Origin of the sequence: Bacillus sp. FSL R5-0512 (genome assembly GCF_038593295.1) — a bacterium.
GTDB classification, from domain to species: Bacteria; Bacillota; Bacilli; order Bacillales; family Bacillaceae; genus Bacillus; species Bacillus safensis.
In genome coordinates this window covers 1,627,087-1,650,053 of record NZ_CP151982.1, presented here as the reverse complement: position 1 = coordinate 1,650,053, position 22,967 = coordinate 1,627,087, and the positions used below count along the sequence as shown (strand labels likewise).

The 22,967-nt window shown below is 41.1% G+C and carries 18 protein-coding genes; 2 read left to right on the top strand and 16 right to left on the bottom strand.

Annotation, left to right across the window (positions count from 1 at the left end):
• Positions 1-128 precede the first annotated feature (128 nt).
• On the bottom strand, positions 129-602 hold the full coding sequence (locus tag NSQ25_RS08330) for a CarD family transcriptional regulator (protein ID WP_024424099.1): 474 nt from the start codon (positions 600-602) through the stop codon (positions 129-131).
• Between the two features lie 572 nt (positions 603-1,174).
• Between NSQ25_RS08330 and NSQ25_RS08325 the strand changes: the two genes are divergently transcribed.
• Together NSQ25_RS08325 and bslA are read left to right on the top strand one after the other, a co-directional pair.
• The gene (locus tag NSQ25_RS08325) at positions 1,175-1,579 is read left to right on the top strand and encodes a hypothetical protein (protein ID WP_065214379.1); all 405 of its coding nucleotides are present in this window, start codon (positions 1,175-1,177) and stop codon (positions 1,577-1,579) included.
• Between the two features lie 123 nt (positions 1,580-1,702).
• Positions 1,703-2,227, top strand: a complete 525-nt coding sequence (gene bslA / locus NSQ25_RS08320; RefSeq protein ID WP_024424102.1) for a biofilm surface layer hydrophobin BslA — start codon at positions 1,703-1,705, stop codon at positions 2,225-2,227.
• A gap of 36 nt (positions 2,228-2,263) precedes the next feature.
• Here the strand turns inward: bslA and mutL are convergent, their stop codons facing one another.
• From mutL to pgsA, 15 genes are all read right to left on the bottom strand, one after another.
• The gene (gene mutL / locus NSQ25_RS08315) at positions 2,264-4,165 is read right to left on the bottom strand and encodes a DNA mismatch repair endonuclease MutL (RefSeq protein WP_326136418.1); all 1,902 of its coding nucleotides are present in this window, start codon (positions 4,163-4,165) and stop codon (positions 2,264-2,266) included.
• Between the two features lie 21 nt (positions 4,166-4,186).
• Positions 4,187-6,763, bottom strand: a complete 2,577-nt coding sequence (gene mutS, locus NSQ25_RS08310; protein WP_326136419.1) for a DNA mismatch repair protein MutS — start codon at positions 6,761-6,763, stop codon at positions 4,187-4,189.
• 124 nt (positions 6,764-6,887) lie between these two features.
• Positions 6,888-7,433, bottom strand: coding sequence for an outer spore coat protein CotE (gene cotE / locus NSQ25_RS08305; protein ID WP_024424105.1), 546 nt, complete (start codon positions 7,431-7,433; stop codon positions 6,888-6,890).
• Positions 7,434-7,688: 255 nt separating this feature from the next.
• The gene (locus tag NSQ25_RS08300; protein WP_008358013.1) at positions 7,689-8,123 is read right to left on the bottom strand and encodes a RicAFT regulatory complex protein RicA family protein; all 435 of its coding nucleotides are present in this window, start codon (positions 8,121-8,123) and stop codon (positions 7,689-7,691) included.
• A gap of 1 nt (position 8,124) precedes the next feature.
• Positions 8,125-9,651 (bottom strand): tRNA (N6-isopentenyl adenosine(37)-C2)-methylthiotransferase MiaB, encoded by a 1,527-nt coding sequence (gene miaB / locus NSQ25_RS08295; protein ID WP_034281907.1) that lies wholly within the window; start codon positions 9,649-9,651, stop codon positions 8,125-8,127.
• 89 nt (positions 9,652-9,740) lie between these two features.
• A complete protein-coding gene (locus NSQ25_RS08290; protein WP_235362218.1) occupies positions 9,741-10,856 on the bottom strand; it encodes a DUF3578 domain-containing protein in 1,116 nt (371 codons plus the stop codon).
• A gap of 103 nt (positions 10,857-10,959) precedes the next feature.
• Positions 10,960-12,138, bottom strand: a complete 1,179-nt coding sequence (locus NSQ25_RS08285) for a glycine C-acetyltransferase (RefSeq protein WP_326136420.1) — start codon at positions 12,136-12,138, stop codon at positions 10,960-10,962.
• Complete coding sequence (gene tdh / locus NSQ25_RS08280) at positions 12,138-13,202, bottom strand: L-threonine 3-dehydrogenase (RefSeq protein WP_326136422.1); 1,065 nt, start codon at positions 13,200-13,202, stop codon at positions 12,138-12,140. Before tdh ends, NSQ25_RS08285 begins: the two co-directional genes overlap by 1 nt.
• A 174-nt stretch (positions 13,203-13,376) precedes the next feature.
• On the bottom strand, positions 13,377-16,421 hold the full coding sequence (locus NSQ25_RS08275; protein ID WP_326136424.1) for an efflux RND transporter permease subunit: 3,045 nt from the start codon (positions 16,419-16,421) through the stop codon (positions 13,377-13,379).
• 202 nt (positions 16,422-16,623) lie between these two features.
• Complete coding sequence (gene spoVS, locus NSQ25_RS08270) at positions 16,624-16,884, bottom strand: stage V sporulation protein SpoVS (protein ID WP_003211281.1); 261 nt, start codon at positions 16,882-16,884, stop codon at positions 16,624-16,626.
• Positions 16,885-17,086: 202 nt separating this feature from the next.
• Complete coding sequence (locus NSQ25_RS08265) at positions 17,087-17,881, bottom strand: TIGR00282 family metallophosphoesterase (protein ID WP_024424109.1); 795 nt, start codon at positions 17,879-17,881, stop codon at positions 17,087-17,089.
• A 90-nt stretch (positions 17,882-17,971) separates the two neighbouring features.
• Entirely contained in the window at positions 17,972-19,534 is a 1,563-nt protein-coding gene (gene rny, locus NSQ25_RS08260; RefSeq protein WP_003211958.1) for a ribonuclease Y, read from the bottom strand.
• Positions 19,535-19,842: 308 nt separating this feature from the next.
• Positions 19,843-20,886 carry a recombinase RecA gene (gene recA, locus NSQ25_RS08255; protein WP_034281901.1) on the bottom strand — a complete coding sequence of 348 codons (1,044 nt, stop codon included), beginning with the start codon at positions 20,884-20,886 and terminating at the stop codon, positions 19,843-19,845.
• A 177-nt stretch (positions 20,887-21,063) separates the two neighbouring features.
• Entirely contained in the window at positions 21,064-22,314 is a 1,251-nt protein-coding gene (locus tag NSQ25_RS08250; protein WP_326136425.1) for a competence/damage-inducible protein A, read from the bottom strand.
• A 16-nt stretch (positions 22,315-22,330) separates the two neighbouring features.
• Positions 22,331-22,912, bottom strand: a complete 582-nt coding sequence (gene pgsA / locus NSQ25_RS08245) for a CDP-diacylglycerol--glycerol-3-phosphate 3-phosphatidyltransferase (RefSeq protein WP_008358030.1) — start codon at positions 22,910-22,912, stop codon at positions 22,331-22,333.
• Positions 22,913-22,967: the final 55 nt, after the last annotated feature.

The following is a 22,967-nucleotide window of genomic DNA, read 5'->3' as shown; positions in this document are numbered from 1 at the left end:
ATGACCTCATTTCAATTTTAGTTAAAACCACCTACAAAAATGGCAATATTACTCTTTTCTTCAAACAAAAAAGCTGTAAACAAAAGGAGTGCCCCCTTCAGTTTACAGCTAGTCTCTGTATATCATCATTACATTCTTAATTCATTCTCTAAAGCTGTCATCACTTCATCTTGCGTCAGTCCCTGTGCAAGTGAAATCTCACTCACTAACATACCTCTTGCATCTTCAAGCATCTTCTTTTCACTTGAATTTAATGCTTTCTTCTGATTTCGTCTCATTAGATCTTTGACAACGTCTGCACCATCTTCGATCGCACCTGTTTTTAGCTTTTTCAGATTTTCATCATATCTTTGCTTCCAAGTAAGCGTGTCGTCGTTTGTTTCTTCTGCAAAATTGTTCATCACAACTTTCAGCGTTGCTTGATCTGCTACCGGACGTATACCTAGTTGATTGATTCTGCCTTTTGGGACCATCATCTGCATATTCGGCATTTGAATCAGGAAATATTCCTGCGTCTTACCTAAAATCTCTTTTTCTTCCATTCCTTCAATCACACCGGCTCCATGCATTGGATAAACAATTTTATCACCTATTTGAAACAAATCCGCCACCTCCGAAAGTATTCACAATATCATTATAACACATTTCATCAGAGGATAAAAATTTATATTTTATCATGTTGATTTAGCACTAGTCAATTCTTTTTATTTGAGTTTTTTCAGAAAAAGGCCTTTTTTTATAAAAGAAGCAAGAGCATCCAGTCCTCATGACTCTTTCTTGCATATACTAGCATTGAGTCACATTTAGGAGGGATGACAATGTGCAAATGCAAGTGCAAACATTCCCACTCACACTGCCATAAAAAGCATGACGATCATTGCCATGAGGATCCATGTAAAGAAAAAAAGTTTTGTCATAAAAAAGATAAATGGTTTGAGAGCGATTTTTGGGATACCTCTCGAAGCTACGATCCCTGTTATTTTCCTAAAAGTGTCTGCAGCAGATGTAAAAAGCGTCGCAGAAGAAGACACAGCTACACAATTTAAGGCTTGACGCTTTACCTGCTTTTCCTTTTCCCGGCTGAAAGGCCGGTTTTTTTCTTTTATATGGATAGGCTCATGAAGCAGATCTGTCTCATAGGATATGACAACCTGACATAAAGGATGAGATATACATGAACGATATGAACAGCCAAATGAATCATTATCACCAAGAAAATCCCTATCACACATTTGAAAATGTGTATACAGCCAATCATGAGCATATGGTCGCGCCAAACATGCATGATCATATGAATATGCCAAACCATTATCATAGCGGCAAAAAAGATGTGTATAACGCGCACCATCCACATCATCATTCAGTTTATTCACCGTTTCCAAATCAGCATGATACCTTTTCAAAGCATGTTCCAATGAAGGACCATCATCATCTAGGCCATTATGGTGGATATGGGATGATGCCACACCATCCATATGGTTATCAAGATATGCATATGATGATGCCAACAAACCAGCAAATGCCAGGCCATTATTATGGAATGAATCAACCAAATTCGCTTTTTCCCCGCTATTACTAAAGAATGACAAAATAAGGGTATAATATCCCATTTGATACCATATGGTAATATGGTAACATTATAGGTAAATAATGGGTTCAATCATCTATTATTTACCTATATTCAACAAGGGGGAAGGAAAAAATGAAAAAAACGTGGACGATTCTTATGATGGGGATGCTCACATTGGTTATGGCACTGTCAGTACCGCTTTCTGCATCTGCTGAGGAAGCCGGCAAAGCAACAACCAATGCAAAACCAGCTGCACTTTACGCAAAAATTACAGGAGCAAGTAAGCAGGAATGGTCTTTTTCTGACATTGAGCTGACGTACAGCCCAAATTCTGTTCTAAGTCTTGGTGCGGTTGAGTTCACTCTGCCAAAGGGTTTCCAAGCAACAACTAAAGACATTATGAACGGTAAAGCATTAAAAGACAGCTACATTTTGAACAACGGACAAACCGTTCGTATCCCGCTCAGATTGGATTTACTTGGAATTTCCAAATATACATTAAAGCTTTCACATAAAGTACTCCCTGCTGCAGGTACATACACGTTCCGTGCAGAAAATCGAGCCATCAGCATCGGTTCCACATTTTATGCAGAAGATACGATTGATATTAATACACGACCAGTTGTGGTCACACCGCCAGATCCTTGCGGATGCTAAATAAAAAAGCGCTCTGATTAGAGCGCTTTTTTTATATCACATCACCCGTTTAAACATTTTCTCCATCTCATATGTCGAGTGATGAATGATGATCGGCCGACCGTGCGGACAGGTGAATGGGTCCTTCGTTTGCCGAAGTTCATCTAATAAGGCTTTGATTTCATCATGACGCAAATGACGATTTGCTTTGATTGAGCCTTTACAGCTCATCATAATCGCCGCTTCTTCTCTGAGTTTCTTGATATCAACACGTTTTTCATCAAGCACTTGCTCTATAATCTCTTCGATCAGTTCAGCCTCTTCACCTTTTGGAAACCACTGCGGATGCGACCGAACGATGTAGCTACCTGAACCAAAGGGCTCTAAGAAGACCCCCACTTTCGCTAGAATATCCTTATGCTCTTCAATGATCAGCATATCGTTTTTAGAGTAGTGAAATGTTAAGGGGACGAGCATTTCTTGCACTTCCTGCTTGATCTCTCCCACCTTCTCACGATAATACTCATACTTGATTCGCTCTTGAGCCGCATGCTGGTCGATGATATAAAGACCTCGTTCATTTTGAGCCAAAATATATGTGCCGTGCATTTGTCCAATTGGATACATCACAGGGACGCGCTCATTTTCAGGAATTGTTTCTGTCACTTCTTCGTGCAGTACCGTCTCTTCATATTCAAGTGAAACGGCGCATTCCTCTAAATGAACACGCTCAGATGAGGCTTCTTCATAACATACTGGTGATGATGCTTCTGTCTTCTCTTGTTTAGGCATTCCGTATGCATCGGTATGACTTGTCTCGTATACGATCGATTCGAGCGGCTCCGGCTGATAAGTTAGCGGTGTTTCCGCTGGGCTTGATTTCCTTTGTTTCGCATCGAAGGTTAAGGATTGCTGCTCATTTTTCACAGCTGGCATTGGTGCTTTTTTTGGTACTGAAGCACTTGGAATGAGCTGCTGCTTTTGAAATACTCCCTTAATTCCTTGTTTAATCAGCTCATGAAGTTCCTGCTCTTTACTTAGTCTCACTTCAAGCTTCGAAGGATGAACGTTCACGTCCACTAGAATGGGATCCATCTTCATCTCAATAAATGTAATTGGATGGCGGCCAATCGGAAGCAGCGTGTGATACCCTTCATGGATCGCTTTCACGAGCGGAAAATGTTTGACATATCGGCCGTTTACAACAGAAGACATATAATTCCGTGATGCCCTCGTCACTTCTGGTAAGGAAATATATCCTTTCACTTCAAAATCAAGTGATTGTACGTGAAGCGGCAGCATTTTTTTAGCCACAGCTGTCCCGTAAATGGCTGCAAGTACATGACGTACATCTCCGTTTCCATTCGTCTGTAGCAGGATTTTCCCTTGATGACGCAAACGGATCGAAACTTCGGGATGAGCTAACGCAATTCGATTGACCACATCCGATATATTGCCAAGTTCCGTATGAACGGTTTTCATGTATTTTAGGCGGGCTGGCGTATTGTAAAATAAATTGGTGACCACAATCTCGGTGCCGCGGCGGCCAGAGGTTTTTTTCTCTGAAATAATCTTCCCGCCTTGCAAAGCTAAGTGTGTCCCAGCTCCTTCGCCAGTACTTGTTTTCATTTCTAGGTGAGAGACGGATGCAATACTTGGCAGCGCCTCTCCTCTGAATCCGAGCGTTCTAACACGAAACAGATCATTTTCATCTTTGATTTTACTCGTTGCATGGCGCTGGAAGGCGAGCTTACAATCTTCAGCATCGATTCCAACACCATTATCAATAATCCTGATAGAAGAAAGACCTGCTTCTTCTACATCGATTTCAATCACTGTACTTTTTGCATCGATCGCATTTTCCACAAGCTCCTTTACAACAGAAGCCGGACGCTCGACCACTTCACCTGCAGCAATTTTATTGGATAGGTCATCGGATAACTGAATAATCTTTGCCATTTCTGCTCACCTCACCTTACATTATAATTTCTTTTGCAATTCATACAGCTTTGTCATTGCTTCAAGCGGCGTCATATCCATTAGGTTGTAAGACTTTAATTCGTCGATGACCGCTTGATCCTTCTGTTTTAGCGCAGCTTTCGGCTGCGGTTTTTCTTCTACTTCAAAGAAAGAAAGCTGCTGTTTTTCTATAGTCTTTTCTGCTTTTGGTGCTGCAGATACGGTTGGGGTCACGTCATGTGATCCGCTCTCAAGCTCCGTTAAAATAGTCTGGGCTCTATTAATGATGGCATCAGGCAATTCAGCAAGCTGCGCTACATGAATACCATAGCTTTTATCAGCTGCACCTTCTTTGATTTGATGTAAGAAAACGACCGTGCCTTCATGCTCTTCAGCTCGCACATGAACATTTTTCAGCTCGCTTAATTGGGATTCAAGGACAGTGAGCTCATGGTAATGTGTAGAAAATAGGGTTTTGGCCCCAATATGATCATGAACAAATTCAATGATCGCCTGCGCAAGAGCCATTCCATCATAGGTGCTTGTCCCGCGTCCAATTTCATCAAATAAAATCAAGCTGTTTTTCGTAGCATGCACCATCGCATTTTTTGCTTCGAGCATCTCTACCATAAAAGTACTTTGACCAGAAATCAAATCATCTGCTGCACCAATACGTGTAAAGATTTGATCGAAGATTGGAAGCGTCGCCTTTGACGCAGGAACGAAGCAGCCAATCTGCGCAAGAATCGAGATGAGCGCCATTTGTCTCATATACGTACTTTTCCCTGACATATTCGGTCCAGTGATGAGTAAGGTTTGTCTGCCTTTTCCCATATGGCAGTCATTCGGTACATATTCCTGGTGATCCAGCACTTTTTCAACGACAGGGTGACGGCCATCTTTGACATCCACATCATCCTCTGAGAATTCCGGCCGGATATAACGGCGCTTTTCACTGACAGTCGCAAAGCATTGAAGCGCATCAAGCTCGCTCATTTGTTTTGCAAGCAGCTGTAATCTAGGAATATAGCCTTTTACTTGCTCCCTGAGAGCTGTAAATAGTTCATATTCCAATTCGTTAATATTTGATTCTGCTTCAAGAATCAGTGCTTCTTTTTCTTTTAATTCAGGTGTGATATACCGCTCTGCATTGGCAAGCGTTTGTTTTCTTTCGTAACGCCCTTCCTCCAGCAGATGTGTATTTGCGCGTGTCACTTCGATATAATAACCAAACACTTTATTAAACCCGACTTTTAAGGAGCGAATGCCGGTATATTCTCTTTCCTGCTGTTCAAGCCGTGCAATCCAGTCCTTTCCGTTTCGGCTGGCATCACGGTATTCATCTAATTTTGCATTGTAGCCATCTTTAATCAAATTGCCTTCTTTTATCGTCATCGGCGGATTTTCATGAAGTGCATCTTCTAATAAATCAAGCAAATCACCACAAGGATCAATCTCATTCGCTCTTGATTTTGCCATTTCCTCTGGTAATGAATGAACGAGTTGTTTAATATCCGGTACTTGTTTTAGGGATTCTTTGAGCTGGATGAGATCACGGGCATTCACATTGCCAAATGCCACGCGGCCCGCTAAACGCTCAAGATCATATACTTGCTTTAATCGTTCGCGCAGATCCTCTCGCTCAAAGAAATGATCCATCAAGATTTGCACCATTTCCTGACGCTCATTAATTTGCGAAAGGCGAATAAGCGGCCGATCGATCCATTGCTTGAGCAGTCTGCCGCCCATCGCTGTTTTTGTTTCATCTAACAGCCATAATAAAGAGCCTTTTTTGCTTTTTGAACGAATCGTTTCTGTTAATTCAAGGTTTCGTTTTGAGTAAAGATCGATTTTCATCGTTTGTTCAAGCTCAAATACTTGAACTTTCTGAAGATGGTCCAAGCTTCTTTTTTGCGTCCTTCTTAAATAGGCATATAGTGTTAAAAATGCTGTTTTTAACTTTTCATCAAGATGGGAAATGAGCTGTTCAGCTTCATCTAATAATTCATCACTATCTTCGTATGAAATAGTTGCTTGGCAGCGTTCTTTAAGGGTTTTGATTGTTTCCTCATCCAGCTGTTTTGACACCACAATTTCTTTTGCACCGACAGAATAAATTTCTGATACGACTTCATCTAATCGATCGATGAAAGCTGCCATGTTTTCACCTGTTGATAAATCAGACAGCGCAAGACCGTACCCATTTTGAAAGCTGGTAACAGACGCAATAAAGTTGTTCTCGTTTTCACTTAATCCTTTACCATCCATGACGGTTCCTGGTGTAATCAGTTGAACGACTTCCCTTTTGACTACACCTTTTGCCGTTTTAGGGTCTTCCACCTGCTCACAAATGGCGACCTTGTAGCCTTTTGAAATCAACTGTTCTATGTATGCAGAAGCAGAATGATAAGGAACGCCGCACATTGGAATTGTGCCGCCGTCTCTGCTTGTTAACGTAATTTCTAGTTCTTGCGCGGCTTCCTTTGCATCATCAAAAAACATCTCATAAAAATCGCCTAGGCGAAAAAATAAAAAGGCATCTTGATAATCTGCCTTGATCTTTAAATATTGCTGTATCATGGGCGTATAACTTGCCATATTTCTAATCCCTCACTATATTACTTTCGAATTCATACCATCTCTAATTATAGCATAAAAAATCACCTTTTTTCTCCTAGATCAGGCACAAAAAAACTAGGGGGATATGCGCCCTAGTCATTCCTTACTCTTCTGTCTCACCTGCTAGGAATTCTGGATGAATATCCTCTAACTCCTCATCCACTTCTTCTTCCCACTCGTGATCATCTTTTTCTTTCCAGCTTGAATCGACCTCTACGACAATTTTTGTTTCACCGACTACCTCAGCAATGAATTCACGCTCTGCCTGAACGATAATTTTATTGCCATTTGGAGAAATGGTCACTTCTAAGCAATTGGGCTGCTGCAATACTTTCGCAATTACTTCATGCTCATCATCAAGGAAATTTTTATCTTTATATCTCAGTTTAATGATGTCTACATACTTCACACGCTCTGTGACGACTTCTGTTTTCGTGTTGTCGGCGTAAGAGTACCATACGTTAATATCAAATGTTCCTTCGATCTCAACGGTTTTACCGACCTTTTCAGCATCATACTTATGATTAATGATCCAACCACCTAGGATGCTGGTTGGTTTTTGCGATGGAGAAATGGTGTGTGTGCTTTGGGTGAATTTCCTCCCTTTTGCAACCACCGCTTTTGTAATAATTTCTCTGTATTCAGACATTCCGGCATGCCTCCTTGTTCTTGATCGTTTTATCTTATGCTGGGCATTCGTCTAGTGTGTCACGATTTTGAACTTCATGTTCAATTAAATTCATTTCTGTTTCAGTGTATGCATGGTCGCCCATAAACTTGCCTTGAAAATTGGAAAAGTTGGAGAGTGAGAGGTTTGGAGGCGATGAAGCATGAAAAAGAATGGGTAGTGCTTTTCAAAAAATGTTAATAGGAAAGCAAAAAACCCCGCATCTGCGGGGTTTTCTCATTTAATGGAGCAACTTGGTGATGAGTTTTTCACTTTTGAACCGGTTTCTCCTAATAAGAGATCACCGCCGGTTGAAAGAATGATTTCATCTGTTACTTGATTCGAAATCGTGTGCGCTACAAGTTGAAGCAGGGAATTGACTTCCATTTGTGATTCTTTGAATTCTTGAATCACTGGGATGTCATCCAGTTCTTCTTGCAGGGCATCGATTTTTTCTTCGACTTGCTTTAAGGCTTCATGTTTGCCGTAATGCTTTAAGTTCACAGCTTGTTTTTGAAGCGCCTTAATTTGATTAATGATCGTTGAAATTTTTGTATTTTCATTGATTTGCGCTTCTGCTTTTTTGAAGAAATCAACTTCTTCCGTTTCAGAAATCATTTTAGCGAGCTCTCTTGCGCGCTCGACAATCTCTTTCTTTGAATAAAGTGTCATTTTAATTCACCTCGATAGCTTCTCCAACCATTTCTCCGTCAAGAGACCAAGTTTTGGCTTGTGTGATTTTCACTTTGACGATGTTGCCAATCGCTTCTTTTGGTGCTTTAAAATTCACAAGCTTGCTTTTACTTGTATATCCGGCTAGGATCTCAGGGTTGTTTTTACTTTCACCCTCTACTAATACTTCGACAATCTGCCCTTCATATTCCTTCATTTTTTTCGCAGAAATTTCATTCACAAGTGCATTTAGGCGCTGCAGACGTTCTTTTTTCACACGCATTGGCACGTTGTCTTTCATTTTCGCTGCAGGCGTTCCTTCTCTTGGAGAATAAATGAATGTATAAGCAGCATCAAACTCAACCTCGCGATAGAGGGAAAGTGTTTCTTCAAACTGCTCATCTGTTTCATTTGGGAACCCAACAATAATGTCCGTTGTTAATGAAGCATTCGGCATAGCTTCTTTGATTTTGCGCACAAGATCAAGGTAACGCTCACGGTCATATTTTCTCGCCATAAGCTTCAGCACAGAAGAACTTCCGGATTGAACTGGCAGGTGAATATGATCGAGAAGGTTTCCTCCCTTGGCAAGCACTTCAATTAAGTGATCATCAAAATCACGCGGGTGGCTTGTTGTAAAACGGATACGCGGAATATCAATTTTTCGCAGCTCATCCATCAGGTGGCCAAGACCATATTCCATATCTTCAAAATCTTTTCCATATGCATTTACGTTTTGACCAAGAAGGGTAATTTCCTTATATCCTTCTGCCGCTAAACGTCTGACCTCTTGAATAATTTCATCTGGGCGGCGGCTTCTTTCCTTGCCGCGCGTGTAAGGCACGATACAGTATGTACAGAATTTATCACAGCCGTACATAATGTTCACCCAGCCCTTGATTTTACCTTGACGGGCTCTCGGAAGGTTCTCAATCACGTCGCCTTCTTTTGACCAAACCTCAATGACCATTTCTTTTGAAAGGTAGCATTCAGATAACAGCTCTGGCAGGCGGTGAATGTTGTGCGTGCCGAAAATCAAGTCAACAAATGGGTGTTTCTTCAAAATACGGCTCACGACAGATTCTTCTTGTGACATACATCCGCAGACACCTAAAATTAAATCTGGCTTTTCACGTTTTAATGCTTTTAAATGACCAAGCTCTCCAAACACTTTATTTTCTGCATTCTCACGAATAGCACAAGTGTTTAATAAGATGACATTTGCATCTTCCGTTGAGTTTGTTGGTTCATAGCCAAGCGCCATAAAAATACCAGCCATCACTTCTGTGTCATGCTCATTCATTTGACAGCCATATGTGCGAATATAAAACTTGCGGCCGTTTCCTAACCCTTGAAACTGCTCGTCAATTTGAAATTGATTGTATTCAACTTCTTCTTTACCCCGTTTTTTTGCATCTTTTAAGGAAGGCGGAATGTACACAGCTTCAAAATATTTGCTGTAGTCCTTCTCGGATTTTTTGTCCGATGAACTTACTTGTCCGCTCGCTTTTCTCTGCTCTTCATTCATGAATTTGTACTCCTTTCAAACCAAGTTCCACCCTACAGTATAGACTATTTTGTGATGAATTGAAAATAAATCATATGTGTCATCACTTTTCAATCCACCCGGATTCTGCATGAGTATTGAATAGGTTTTAACAGTATGTTATCTTTCTCCAAAGGATTTTGTATTTCTTTTACAATCTTCATTTGCTTTGTACCGACACTCTCAACTAAAGTAATCACATACGCTTCTTTTTCCTCTTCTGCTACCATTCTTTCTTGTTCAGATAAGAAGAAAGGAAAGTCTTGATGAGCAAGTTTAGAACCCTTCACCTCTATAAGTTTTTCTTTTCCATCAGGGTAATAAGATTTGATATCAAATCCATGACCATCCTCCGTCTCGGCTAACCAATTGACATTTTTCGCTAATTGCTCCTGACCCGCTGCTTTTAATTGCTCTACTTCCATATCATAAACAAATTTCTCTGCTATTCGACCTGTCTCTTCATTTTGCTTGGCTCTTTCTTCTCTTAATTGCTTGTAAACGTCTCTATGGATGATTCTTTTTCGTTTTATACTCTTATTAATCTTTGTGTCCATATGAAGATCCGGATTCGAATATATTTCGAAAATAAAATCATAAAAAAATTCATTTAAGTTATATATGTCCTTTAAAAATTCGTATTGATTAAATGTATCAATATTATACCTTTTAAATACCAAAGAACCTGCTGCATATTTTTTAGGTCTATCAGATTCTCCTAAGTAAAAATCACCTATTTCAAATCCTTTTAAATTAGGACTATTCATCAATTGAGGTTTTAGTCGTTCTCGCCAAACACTCGCTTCATATTCAATCTTTTTGAGAGATAGATTTTCAGTACCTAAACCAATCGATAAATAAAAGTCTTTGCCATTATTAGCGAATAAAATGACTATATATAATCCTTTTTGTGTTGTTGTTTTATTTGTTTTTTGATTCTTTGTTAAGAGCTGGTCTAGAAACGCTATCCAAATAGACTCTGAAACTTTTCCATTTCCTGTAGATGCTTTAATATCGATTCTATCCAAATTTTTCATATGACGTTTTTCTAATTCATTTTGAATTTTGTTTGGTATCTCTTTATTAAACATTTTGTGAAAAGGGTGATTCTTATCTGTTATTACATTGCTCTTATAATCTAAATATTGCTTATAAAAATCTTCTTTATTAAATAACATTTGTCTCATCACTTACCCCAATAGATCTTTTTACATATATTATACATAACAAACGGTAGATTTGATGAAAATTGGAAAGAATATCGTCAAAAAAAAGAGAGCCTGCGCTCTCTCAATCAAGTATGTCTAGTTTTTTTGCTTCTTCTTCAATGATTGTCAGTGCCCGGTCTAGTTCTTCTTTTGTGTGCTCGGCTGTGATGATGGCTCTAATTCTTGCCTTGCCTTTTGCTACAGTTGGGAAGGCGATGCCTTGGGCAAACACGCCTCGTTCTATTAAAGCCTTTGAGAAACGAAAAGTAAGTGCTTCGTCTCCAATCATGATTGGGATAATCGGTGTCTCTGTTGGAGCGACTTGAAATCCAAGGCTGATGACTTTTTCTTTAAAATAATCGGCGTTCTCCCAAAGTGTATCGATTCGCTTCGGTTCATCTAACAGCACTTCAATCGCTTCTTCACACGCTCTAGTCACAGCTGGCGGATGTGAGGTGCTGAATAAAAACGGTCTTGCTTTATGTTTTAGATAATCAATTAAAACCGCTGAACCAGCCACGTAGCCGCCGAGCACTCCGACAGCCTTGCTAAGTGTCCCGACCTGAATGTGCACTCTGCCGTCGAGTTTAAAATGGTTGACCGTCCCGCGGCCATTCTCGCCAAGCACGCCCGAGGCATGCGCATCGTCTACCATCACAAATGCATCATATGCTTCTGCGAGCCTGACGATCTCAGGAAGTGGCGCGATATCTCCATCCATCGAGAACACACCATCTGTAACGATGAGGCGGACGCGGTAATTCATTGATTTCTTCAAAATCTTCTCCAGCTCTTCCATATTAGAATGACTGTATACTTTCTTATCTGCTTTGGTTAATCGGATTCCATCAATAATGGAGGCATGATTCAGTTCATCTGAAATGACAATATCATCTTTTGTCAGGATACTGGATAAGACCCCTTGGTTGGTCGTAAAGCCTGATTGGAACACAAGAGCAGCTTCTGTCTTTTTAAATGAAGCAAGCTTTTTTTCAAGGCGTTCATGCATTGTCATTGTGCCGGCGATGGTTCGTACGGATCCTGTACCCGCACCGAATTCATCAATCGCCTCTTTTGCTGCTTTCATCAGCCTTGGGTGCGAGGTGAGGCCTAAGTAGTTATTTGAGGAGAGTTGTATGACAGATTGTTCATTTAATGTAACAGTGGATGATTGTTTTGAGTCGATCTCTTTCAAAGTTTGGTGGGTGCCTTGCTGCTTCATTGTGTCCAATTCATCTTGTAAATACGTGAATTCTTTCATCATTTCTTCCCCCTTTGATATGATGGCATCATCAGTACGACTTTTCCGCACGTACCGCTTTGCATAAGTTCAAATCCCTTTTCGAACTCTTCAAATGGCAGTGTATGAGTGACAACTGGCTTTACATCAATGGTATTCGTTCTTAACAGCTCAGATACTTGACGCCACGTCTCAAACATTTTTCTCCCCGTGATCCCTTGCACGGTTAATCCCCTAAATACAATTTGATTCGTAATATCAATTGTCACTGGTCGTTCTGGCAAGCTTAGTATATTGACTTTTCCTCCATTTGCACAAGCTTCGAGTGCTTGATTAATGGCAGCTGGATGACCTGACATCTCACACATCACGTCTGCCCCTTCCATCCGCGTGAGCTGCTTAATCATCGCGACTGGATCATCTTTTCCAATATCTACAATATGATCTGCACCCATTTTTCGGGCAAGATCGAGCCTGTATTCATTTTTATCAACAGCGAACACTTGAACAGCCCCGGAGGCTTTTGCGACAGCAATTGCCATTAAACCGATTGGTCCGCAGCCAAAAATCGCCACTGACTTACCTGAAACAGGTGTGTGCAGTACAGTATGAACAGCATTTCCTAGCGGCTCTTGTATAGAGGCAAGCTCAACCGGCATTTGGGCTGGATTGTGCCACACATTTTGTTCAGGTACTTTGACATATTCAGCAAAACAGCCATCAATGTCTACCCCTAAAATTTTCGTTTCACTGCACAAATGCTGCTGCCCTGTTAAGCACATATAACATTGATTACATACAACATGCGTCTCAGCCGATACAAAGTCCCCTGCCTTTGCTCGTGAGACCTGCTTCCCCACTTTAACAACTTCCCCTGTAAATTCATGTCCAAAAATGCAGGGCGCTTTGACTCTTCCCTTAGCCCAGTCGTCCCAATTATAAATATGCACGTCTGTTCCGCATATCGAAGTGGCTTTCACTTGGATCAAAACTTCATGATTTTTGATTTCTGGAATCGGCATCTCCATCAACGCCGCTCCGTAAGCGCTTTCTTTTTTAACAATTGCTTTCATCGTTCCACACATGACGTACAACCCCTTTGTTAAAAAACTTCTCCCAATCAGATTTTAACACGACTTATTTTAGTCGTAAATACCACTGTCCACCAGATAAACACAAATGAACACCCCACATATTTTTTTGGATATTTTTCTAAAAAAAAAGCAAATCTCCTTTCGATCGGAGATTTGCTTTCATCGTCAGCGTTTCTTTGAAACGGCAACATATAGGGCTGGCACAATGAATAATGTCAGAATTGTTGAGAAAAACACACCTGATACAATGCAGATTGCCAGCGGCTTAAAGAGTGGATCATGACTTAATGCAACAGGCATTAGTGCAACAAGTGCCGTAAATGCTGTTAAGAGAATCGGCTTAATCCTTGCTCTTCCTGCTTCAATGACAGCTGTCTGTTGATCAAACCCTTGCTTGCGCCGCTGCTCAATAAATTCGAAGAGGACGACCGCATTTCGGACGACAATACCAGCCAATGAGACAATTCCCATTGTTGCCATAAAGCTGAATGGTGTTTGTGTAACAAATAGTCCGATAATGGCTCCTGATACGGCTAAGTAAACCGTTCCTAGAACTAACAGCGGAAGCATCAATGAATTGAACTGGAATGCGATGGTCACATAAATGAGCAGCAAGACAACTGCAAATAAGAGGCTAATTTCAATAAAGAACTGGGTCTGATTTTCATTTTCTCCACCTTGTGAAATGGTCAAATCCTTCGCTGCAGAACTTTTTCCTACTTGATTGACGACTTCTTTCATATCGTCTTTAAACGAATCTGATGCACCGGGATACGCCTTCAGCGTAATGGTCGGCACTCCATTTTCATGTGGAATGCTTTCGTACTGCTCTGTTTCTTTTTCTTTTACATATCGGCTAAGCGGCTCAAGTTGAGGCATACCGCCTTCATTTGTCTTCACAGGCACATTCATTTCTTTTAGCTTTAAACCATTTTGATGTGTGCCTGTATCCTGTTTCACCACTAAATCGATATCATTTGTTCCTTGTTGAAAGGTACCTAATGGAATCCCTTCTGTCACAAGACCAAGCTGTCTGCTGACAAATTGAGCACTGAGCCCATCCTCTGCCATCCGCTCACGGTTTAATTCAAAGGAGATCGTTTTCACCGGCTGATTGACCTCGTCCGTAATCAAGCTTGCCCCTTTGTCTTTCATTTCATTTGTCAGCGTTTCTTTGACATCAATGAGCTTTGAAAAAGATTCACCCGCAACCGTTACTGTCACTGGCGCTCCAGCTGGCGGCCCTTGAACAATGGTTTTCATAAAGATTTCTGCCTCATTGAATTTCTCTCGCAAAGGCTCAGTCATACGATCTATCAATGCCTTACTAGTTATCTGATCATTGTCTACTCTCACGACAACCTGACCCGTATGGTCACTTGCATTTGAAATACTTTCATTAAACAGGTTCGGCACACCGCCGCCTGCAAAAATCGCCGTTTCTTCAATGCCTTTTTGCCGTTTGATCTCTTGTTCTATTTTCTTTAGTGTTTCATTTGTTTTGTCTAGTGTTGTTTCACTTGGAAGTGTGACAGTGACGACCACTTCTTTCTTATTCGCCGCAGGGAAAAATTCAAATGGTGTGACGAAAATAAGTAAAAAAGCAAGCGTTGCAACGAGCAAACCACTTAGTCCAATAACGAGCGGCCGCTTCACAATGTTTGTCAGCACACGGTCTGCATAGAAATCAGCCAGCCTTTTTAATGGTTTCCCTAGGAATCCCGGCTCTTTTTGACTGTATTTGTTCTTTCTTTTCCGGTTCACAGTATATTGATAGACCGGTACAAGTGTCAGAGAAATCACCATGGATGCAAGCACAGTCGTAACTAGAACAGACGGTAATGCCCGAATAAATGAACCGTTTGCACCTGATAGGAAAACAAGCGGCAGGAAGGCAAATACAACAGCTAGTGTTGATGTCAAAATGGATCCTGCGACTTCTTTCACTCCTGCAATTGTTCCTTTAAGCGGACTTTCGTATTTTTTCATTTGTCTTAAAATATTATCATTGACGACAATGGCATCATCGACAAGTATCCCTAAGGCAATAATAAAGCCGATGATCGAAATTTGATTGAGGTCCACTTGTAAAAATGGCAGCGGAATCGTTCCAATTGTAATCGATAGCGGAATGGCTAGTGAAACGATAAACGCCCCGCCAATCGTGAGTCCAAGTGTGGTAACAATTATGACAGCAATGACCGCAACAATGGCTTCTTTTATTAAATCATTGAAAATGGTATCCACTTCACTTTTTTGTGAATAGTAGTCTACCCACTCCACCCCGTTTGGCAGCTGCTTTTCTTTCTCAATGACATCACTGACTTTGTCATACATTTTAGGAATATCAAGCCCTGGTTTAATATTCACAGTAAATGAATAAGCGGGCTTTCCGTTATACGACACAATATCACTTTTCTGTTTTTCTACTTCTTTTAAACTGCCAAGCTGACTAATTGTGACCGGCTCTCTTTTCGTTTTAGAAAAAAGCTCAATCTTTTTAACCTGATCTAAGCGGTCATATGTATCGATGGACAGCTTCACCTTCTCTTTGCCTGCCCGAATATCGCCTAGTGGAGATGTGTCAAATTCCTGATTGATGGCATTTGTGACATCAGTTACATTGAGCCCTTCACCCTCCAGCTTGTTTGAATCTAAGTTTAATATCGCTTGTTTGTCATTGAAGCCTTTGATAACGACACTGTCTACCCCTTTGATGTCCTCCACTTTTTCCTTCAATGCACGCAGCGATTTCTGACTCTTTGCTAAGTCCGATGATTCACTCGACACAATCATATAAGAACCAACCGGCACGCTGCCAAATTCATCCTTTACTTCCGGCTCCATCACCCCATCAGGAAAAGACGACGCAGCACTTGTGGTTTCATTCTTAATTTGACTTGCCGCCTTTTGAAAGTCGGCTTGGTCCTCAATTTCAATCACAATATTTGAGAAACCAATGGCTGAAACCGAGCTCGTTTTCTCTACACCATTGATATCTGATAGAGCTGATTCCAGCTTATTGGTGACATCTCTTTCCACCTGTTTTGCATCTGCACCAGGAAAAACGGTAGAAATCGTGACGAGATTCGCCTCGAATTCTGGCAGTTCTCGTTTAGGAAGCTGCGCGAATAAATAGCCGCCAGCAATGAGAACGATAAAAAATAAAATAAAAACTAGCTTTCCTCTTTTCAAAAAAGCTTCGAACATTATTTCACCTACTTAAATATTTATTTTTGATGAAGTAAATTCAACTTAATCTTAATTTATCATCATGGTGAAAAAATGCAAGCTCTAATATGTCATTTTTATCTATTTCACGAACTGAATATGTTATATAAGAAATGTATAGCGGTAAACAAAAACAACCTGCTTACATGATGTAAGCAGGTTGAAAATAATAAAATTAGAATTATCGTGGCTCAACAATCAATTTGATGGCTGTTCTTTCTTCTCCATCGATCAGAATGTCAGTAAAGGCTGGAATGCATATCAAATCCACTCCGCTTGGCGCGACAAATCCCCTTGCAATGGCGACAGCCTTAACCGCCTGATTCAGTGCTCCAGCGCCGATTGCTTGTATTTCCGCTGCACCGCGTTCACGTAAAACGCCGGCTAATGCTCCTGCTACTGAATTCGGATTTGACTTTGCTGAAACTTTTAAAATTTCCATTTCTGCTCCCCCTTAAATTTACAATGGATAAGTGAGTGTTCATTAGAACAATCTTTGTTAGATGATGCTATTTTTTTGAAAATCCATCCCCAAAATGTTTTTCAAAAATAGCAGGCTACCTACCATTTTTACTATATTCACGATAGAGGGCGCATATTCCTTCTTTCTGATTAATATTTTTCTGAAATAAATATGTGAACATTTATTCAAAGAAAATATGGTCATCATTTATCAAAATTCGATCAATTTTGACAGCTTTTTTCGACTGTTCGTCAATTTCTACGATTACTGCACTTAACGTCGTGCGGCCTTCTGCAATTTCAAACCGGACTGGGAGACTTGTTTTGAATCGTTTAATGATCGTTTCTCGGTCAACACCTAAAATGCCATCATAAGGTCCTGTCATCCCGACATCTGAAATATACGCAGTTCCTTTAGGCAATACGCGGTTATCTGCTGTTTGAACATGTGTATGCGTTCCAACGACACATGATGCACGGCCGTCTGTATACCAGCCCATCGCCTGCTTTTCACTTGTGGCTTCACCATGAAAATCAATAAAAATAAACGGTGTCCGTTTGGATGCTTCCGCAATTAATTCATCTACTTTTTGAAATGGGCAGTCAATTGGCGGTAAAAACGTACGTCCTTGCAGGTTGATGACAGCCAATTCTTTTCCTTGTTTTTTAATAAAGGTGAGACCTTTTCCAGGTGTGCCTTCTGGGAAGTTAGCAGGTCGGACCATATTTGCTGCATCATCGATGAAATCGAAAATGTCTCTTTTATCCCATGTATGGTTACCCATTGTGAGCACATCAGCTCCTGCTTGCAGCAGCTCATGATAGATTTTTTCAGTTAGACCTTTCCCGTGAGCAGCATTTTCTCCGTTGACAATAGTAAAGTGCGGCTGATATTTTTTCTTCAGCTTTGGCAAGTATTCTTTCAGTGTGTCTCTGCCAGGTGAACCGACGATATCTCCAACAAATAATATTTTCATGCGCTTTTGAACCCTTTCTCTTTTAAATTGATCTTCTTATCAGTGTTGCATATTTACACAAAAAAATAAAGCGGCGCTAAGCGCACCGCTCTATTTTGCATACTCTACTGCGCGAGTTTCTCGAATGACTGTCACTTTAATGTGACCAGGGTAATCGAGCTCGTCCTCAATTCGCTTACGAATATCCCTTGCTAGACGGTGAGCTTCAAGATCATTAATTGAATCTGGCTTCACCATAATACGTACTTCACGTCCAGCCTGTATCGCAAACGATTTTTCAACACCTTCATAAGATTCAGAGATATCTTCTAATTTCTCAAGTCTCCGAATGTAATTTTCAAGTGTCTCACTTCTTGCACCAGGGCGTGCTGCAGATAATGCATCAGCTGCCGCAACAAGAACAGCGATAATAGATGTCGGTTCTTGGTCACCGTGGTGAGAGGCAATACTGTTGATGACAACAGGATGCTCTTTATATTTCGTCGCAAGCTCAACGCCAATTTCTACGTGGCTTCCTTCTACCTCATGATCAATGGCTTTTCCAATGTCATGCAGAAGACCTGCTCGTTTTGCAAGCTTTGCATCTTCTCCAAGCTCTGAAGCCATGAGACCTGCAAGATGTGCAACCTCAATTGAATGCTTCAGGACATTTTGTCCATAACTTGTACGGAATTTTAAGCGGCCGAGAATTTTGATCAGATCCGGATGCAGACCGTGAACTCCGACTTCGAATGTCGTTTGCTCACCCATCTCGCGGATATAATCATCGACTTCACGGCGTGATTTTTCCACCATTTCTTCAATTCGTGCAGGATGAATGCGGCCATCCTGGACTAGCTTGTCCAGAGCTATCCTCGCTGTTTCACGTCTAATCGGATCAAAGCCCGATAGTATGACAGCTTCAGGTGTATCATCTATGATCAGGTCAATACCTGTTAACGTTTCTAACGTACGGATATTTCGTCCTTCACGTCCGATAATACGACCTTTCATCTCATCATTTGGAAGATTGACTACAGATACCGTTGTTTCAGCCACATGATCAGCTGCACAACGCTGTAACGCAAGTGAAAGAATGTTTTTCGCCTTTTTGTCAGCCTCTTCTTTCGCTCGGTTTTCAGATTCTTTCGTCATGACTGCAATGTCGTGGGAAAGCTCATTTTCAACTTGATCCAGAATGATTTGTTTCGCTTCATCTCGAGTTAGACTTGAAATACGTTCCAACTCGGCTTTCTGCAAACGAATCATATCATCCACTTTGCTTTCCATCTCTTCAATATGTTGTTGTCGTTCATTCAGAGAATGATCTCTCTTCTCCAACAGGGACTCCCGTTTATCTAAAGATTCGTCTTTGCGATCAAGATTTTCCTCTTTTTGAAGTAAACGGTTTTCTTGTCTTTGAAGCTCATTTCGTCTTTCACGAACTTCTTGCTCCGCCTCTACACGAAACGAATGAATTTCATCTTTCGCTTCCAAGAGCGCTTCTTTCTTCAATGCTTCCGCATCACGCTTTGCATCCTCAACAATTTGTTCGGCCATGTTTCTTGCGCCGGATATTTTTGCTTCTGCAATGGTTTTACGAACAAAGTAGCCAACAACTAAACAGATTAGGCTCAGCAAAATGGAGATGATCGTAAACATCGTAGGCGACATATTTTCACCTCCTCTTGCTATGAACTTGGTTTTACAAATAAAGTGTCGGCATGTACATTGTTTTGTGTCTCAACATACAGGGCCTTCACAGGGAATGAGATCCTCACTGCCCTTGTCAAGTTTAAATTAGTTATCAATCATGTTAAGAAAAACAAGTGATACATTCCCATTGTAATTGTGTCGGAAATACTTGTCAAGCTAGTCAGACTGAGGCGTAAGTCGTTATTTCAAGCAAAGACAGAACTTTTGACCTGCCAGCTGTCATGTAAATGTAAAAAAAAGACGCTTTTCAGCGTCTTTTAGTCTTTTTAGTCATTAAACTCCAATTCTTCTTGTCCTTCTTCTTCAGCTGCTTTCACTCCGTTTGTATCCAAACCGTAGTGTTCGCGAATTTGCTCCTGGATCATCAGCATGATATCTTTATTTTCTTTTAGGAACTGTTTCGCATTTTCACGGCCTTGTCCAAGACGTTCCTCTTGGTAAGAATACCAAGCACCGCTCTTTTGTACGATATCCAGCTCGCTTCCAAGGTCGATGATTTCTCCCTCTTTTGAGATCCCTTCACCGTACATAATGTCTACTTCGGCAATACGGAATGGAGGTGCTACTTTGTTTTTGACCACTTTAATTCTCGTTTTATTCCCCATAATGTCATTGCCTTGTTTCAGCTGTTCAGCACGGCGCACTTCTAAACGAACAGACGAATAGAACTTCAGCGCACGTCCACCAGGCGTTGTTTCAGGGTTACCAAACATGACACCAACTTTTTCACGAATTTGGTTGATAAAGATGGCAATTGTTTTTGATTTGTTGATGGCACCTGATAGTTTCCGGAGCGCTTGGGACATCAAACGTGCTTGAAGACCAACGTGTGAATCACCCATGTCTCCTTCAATCTCTGCTTTTGGTACAAGAGCAGCTACAGAGTCAATAACAACAATATCAACTGCCCCGCTTCGGACAAGAGCTTCTGCAATTTCAAGTGCTTGCTCTCCTGTATCCGGCTGAGAAAGTAACAGTTCATCAATGTTGACACCTAGTTTTTGAGCGTAAACTGGATCGAGTGCATGCTCTGCATCAATAAATGCAGCTTGTCCTCCCTGCTGCTGAACTTCAGCAATGGCATGAAGGGCTACTGTCGTTTTACCAGAACTCTCTGGACCATATACTTCGATAATACGGCCGCGGGGATATCCGCCTATTCCAAGCGCAGTATCAAGTGCTAACGAACCACTAGGTACTGTTGAAATACGTGTATCTGTTTGCTCTCCTAGTTTCATAATAGAGCCTTTACCAAACTGTTTTTCTATTTGTTTAAGAGCCATATCTAAGGCTGCTTGACGATCACTCATTCTATTGTTTCCTCCTTTATCAATTCCACTATCTATACTATACCTTGTTTTACGTCATTTGCCAAGAAAAAAACGAACACATATTCGATTTTTTCTTGGCAGATTTTTTAAGAAAAGAGTATTTTCTATTAGAAAAAACGCTCTTTTATAAAGGAGTAAACCTAACAAAAAACAAAATTAACTCTCTTTTAATAAGTTGAGTAAGTGATGCAGACCATATTTCACAGCACGCTTTCGAATGCCCGACCGGCTGCCTGTAAACATCCATTCAAACACGTCCGTCTGGTCTTTCGTAGATAGTCCAATGAACACTTTTCCAACAGGCTGACCCTCTTGGGTATCAGGCCCTGCTACACCCGTAAAGCTAATGCCAATATCACTTCCGGTCAGCTTTCTAACTCCTTCAGCAAGCTCTAAAGCACACTCTTTGCTGACAGCACCATGAGAAGACAATGTTTCCTCCCGGCAGCCAAGTACCTGCTGCTTGACTTGGTTTGTATAACAAACCACACTTCCGTTCAAAATGGATGATGCTCCTTCGAGATCTGTCAGCCATTCGGAGAACATTCCGCCAGTCAGGCTTTCTGCTGCTGCTACTGTTTTTCCGTGCTCGTGCAAGGCTTTGAATGCTTCGCGGACAAGTGATGTATCCCCATATCCGTAGAAGTACTCACCTACCCGCGCCAAAATTTGCGCTTCTGTTTCTTTTAACAGACGCTCTGTTTCTTTTTCATCCTCATGCTTAGCAGTCAGCCTTAGCGTCACTTCACCGTCAGATGCGAGTGGTGCAATTGTCGGATTCGTTTGAGCGTCAATTAAATCTTCTAGGTCTGTTTCAAGCTGCGATTCACCGATTCCGAAGAAGCGCAGAACAACAGACACGATCTTTTCCTTTAAGCCAAGTTTCTCAGAAATCAGCGGCTTTGCCTCGTTTTCAAACATCGGGTGCAATTCACTTGGCGGTCCAGGAAGAAGCATATAAAACGTATCGTCTTCTTGAACAAACATACCCGGGGCCATCCCGAAACGGTTCACGAGCACATCAGACCCTTCTAGAACGAGTGCCTGCTTACGGTTGTTCGGTGACATAACGCGTCCGGTCTTTAGAAAGTAGTCTTGAATCGATTCAAATGCTTCTTCATTTAGTACAAGCTCTTTCCCAAGCGAGCTCGCAATGGTTTCTTTTGTTAAGTCATCTTTGGTTGGTCCAAGACCACCTGAGAAGATAATAAAATTAGATCTTTCTTGCGCCACCTGAATGGCCTGTTTTAAACGCTCTGGATTGTCACCAACTGCTGTATGGTAATAAACATTCACACCAATTTCGGCTAGTTGTTTGCTGATGAATTGTGCATTCGTATTCGTAATTTGCCCAAGCAATAGTTCGGAACCGACTGCAATAATTTCTGCTTTTCTCTCTGACTTCAAAGCGTACACGTCCTTTTTAGTTAGAATTCTTTAAAGCTTCCCAGTTTTTTGCAAAGTAATCCCAGCCTGAGACAACAGTGAAGAACACCGCTACCCACATCGCTAGATCACCAAACGGGAATGACACAAGTTCAAACGGCAGGTTATGCAGTAAAAGTGCTGAAATCGCAATGATCTGCGCCCATGTCTTCACCTTTCCAAGCATATTCGCTGCCACTACTTCACCGCCTCCGGCTAATACAAGCCTTAGACCAGTTACAGCAAATTCACGGCTGATGATCACAATCGCCATCCATGCCGGTGTGAGGTTGTATTGAACAAGTATAATTAAAGCAGCTGAAACAAGCAATTTATCTGCAAGCGGATCTAAAAATTTACCAAAGTTCGTCACCAAATTAAGCTTACGTGCGTAGTATCCATCAATCCAGTCAGTTGTTGAAGCGACGATAAACAAGATCGCTCCAACAAGGTGCGTCACTTCGATGCTGACGTCGCCAAAGCGTGCAACACCCCAATCTAACGGTGCAAGCATAATGATCATAAAAACAGGGATCAAGGCGATCCTAGAAAGGGTTATTTTATTCGGTAAGTTAAACATGAAATCCAATCCTCCAATAATGCAATTTTTTATGTATATAATAGTAGGAACAAAA

Bases quoted from the DNA above. Each gene is read 5' to 3' on its own strand.
- NSQ25_RS08325 (WP_065214379.1), top strand. From the start codon at position 1,175: ATGAACGATATGAACAGCCAAATGAATCATTATCACCAAGAAAATCCC.
- bslA (WP_024424102.1), top strand. From the start codon at position 1,703: ATGAAAAAAACGTGGACGATTCTTATGATGGGGATGCTCACATTGGTT.
- mutL (WP_326136418.1), bottom strand. From the start codon at position 4,165: ATGGCAAAGATTATTCAGTTATCCGATGACCTATCCAATAAAATTGCT.
- mutS (WP_326136419.1), bottom strand. From the start codon at position 6,763: ATGGCAAGTTATACGCCCATGATACAGCAATATTTAAAGATCAAGGCA.
- cotE (WP_024424105.1), bottom strand. From the start codon at position 7,433: ATGTCTGAATACAGAGAAATTATTACAAAAGCGGTGGTTGCAAAAGGG.
- NSQ25_RS08300 (WP_008358013.1), bottom strand. From the start codon at position 8,123: ATGACACTTTATTCAAAGAAAGAGATTGTCGAGCGCGCAAGAGAGCTC.
- miaB (WP_034281907.1), bottom strand. From the start codon at position 9,651: ATGAATGAAGAGCAGAGAAAAGCGAGCGGACAAGTAAGTTCATCGGAC.
- NSQ25_RS08290 (WP_235362218.1), bottom strand. From the start codon at position 10,856: ATGAGACAAATGTTATTTAATAAAGAAGATTTTTATAAGCAATATTTA.
- NSQ25_RS08285 (WP_326136420.1), bottom strand. From the start codon at position 12,138: ATGAAAGAATTCACGTATTTACAAGATGAATTGGACACAATGAAGCAG.
- tdh (WP_326136422.1), bottom strand. From the start codon at position 13,202: ATGTGTGGAACGATGAAAGCAATTGTTAAAAAAGAAAGCGCTTACGGA.
- NSQ25_RS08275 (WP_326136424.1), bottom strand. From the start codon at position 16,421: ATGTTCGAAGCTTTTTTGAAAAGAGGAAAGCTAGTTTTTATTTTATTT.
- spoVS (WP_003211281.1), bottom strand. From the start codon at position 16,884: ATGGAAATTTTAAAAGTTTCAGCAAAGTCAAATCCGAATTCAGTAGCA.
- NSQ25_RS08265 (WP_024424109.1), bottom strand. From the start codon at position 17,881: ATGAAAATATTATTTGTTGGAGATATCGTCGGTTCACCTGGCAGAGAC.
- rny (WP_003211958.1), bottom strand. From the start codon at position 19,534: ATGTCGCCTACGATGTTTACGATCATCTCCATTTTGCTGAGCCTAATC.
- recA (WP_034281901.1), bottom strand. From the start codon at position 20,886: ATGAGTGATCGTCAAGCAGCCTTAGATATGGCTCTTAAACAAATAGAA.
- pgsA (WP_008358030.1), bottom strand. From the start codon at position 22,912: ATGTTTAACTTACCGAATAAAATAACCCTTTCTAGGATCGCCTTGATC.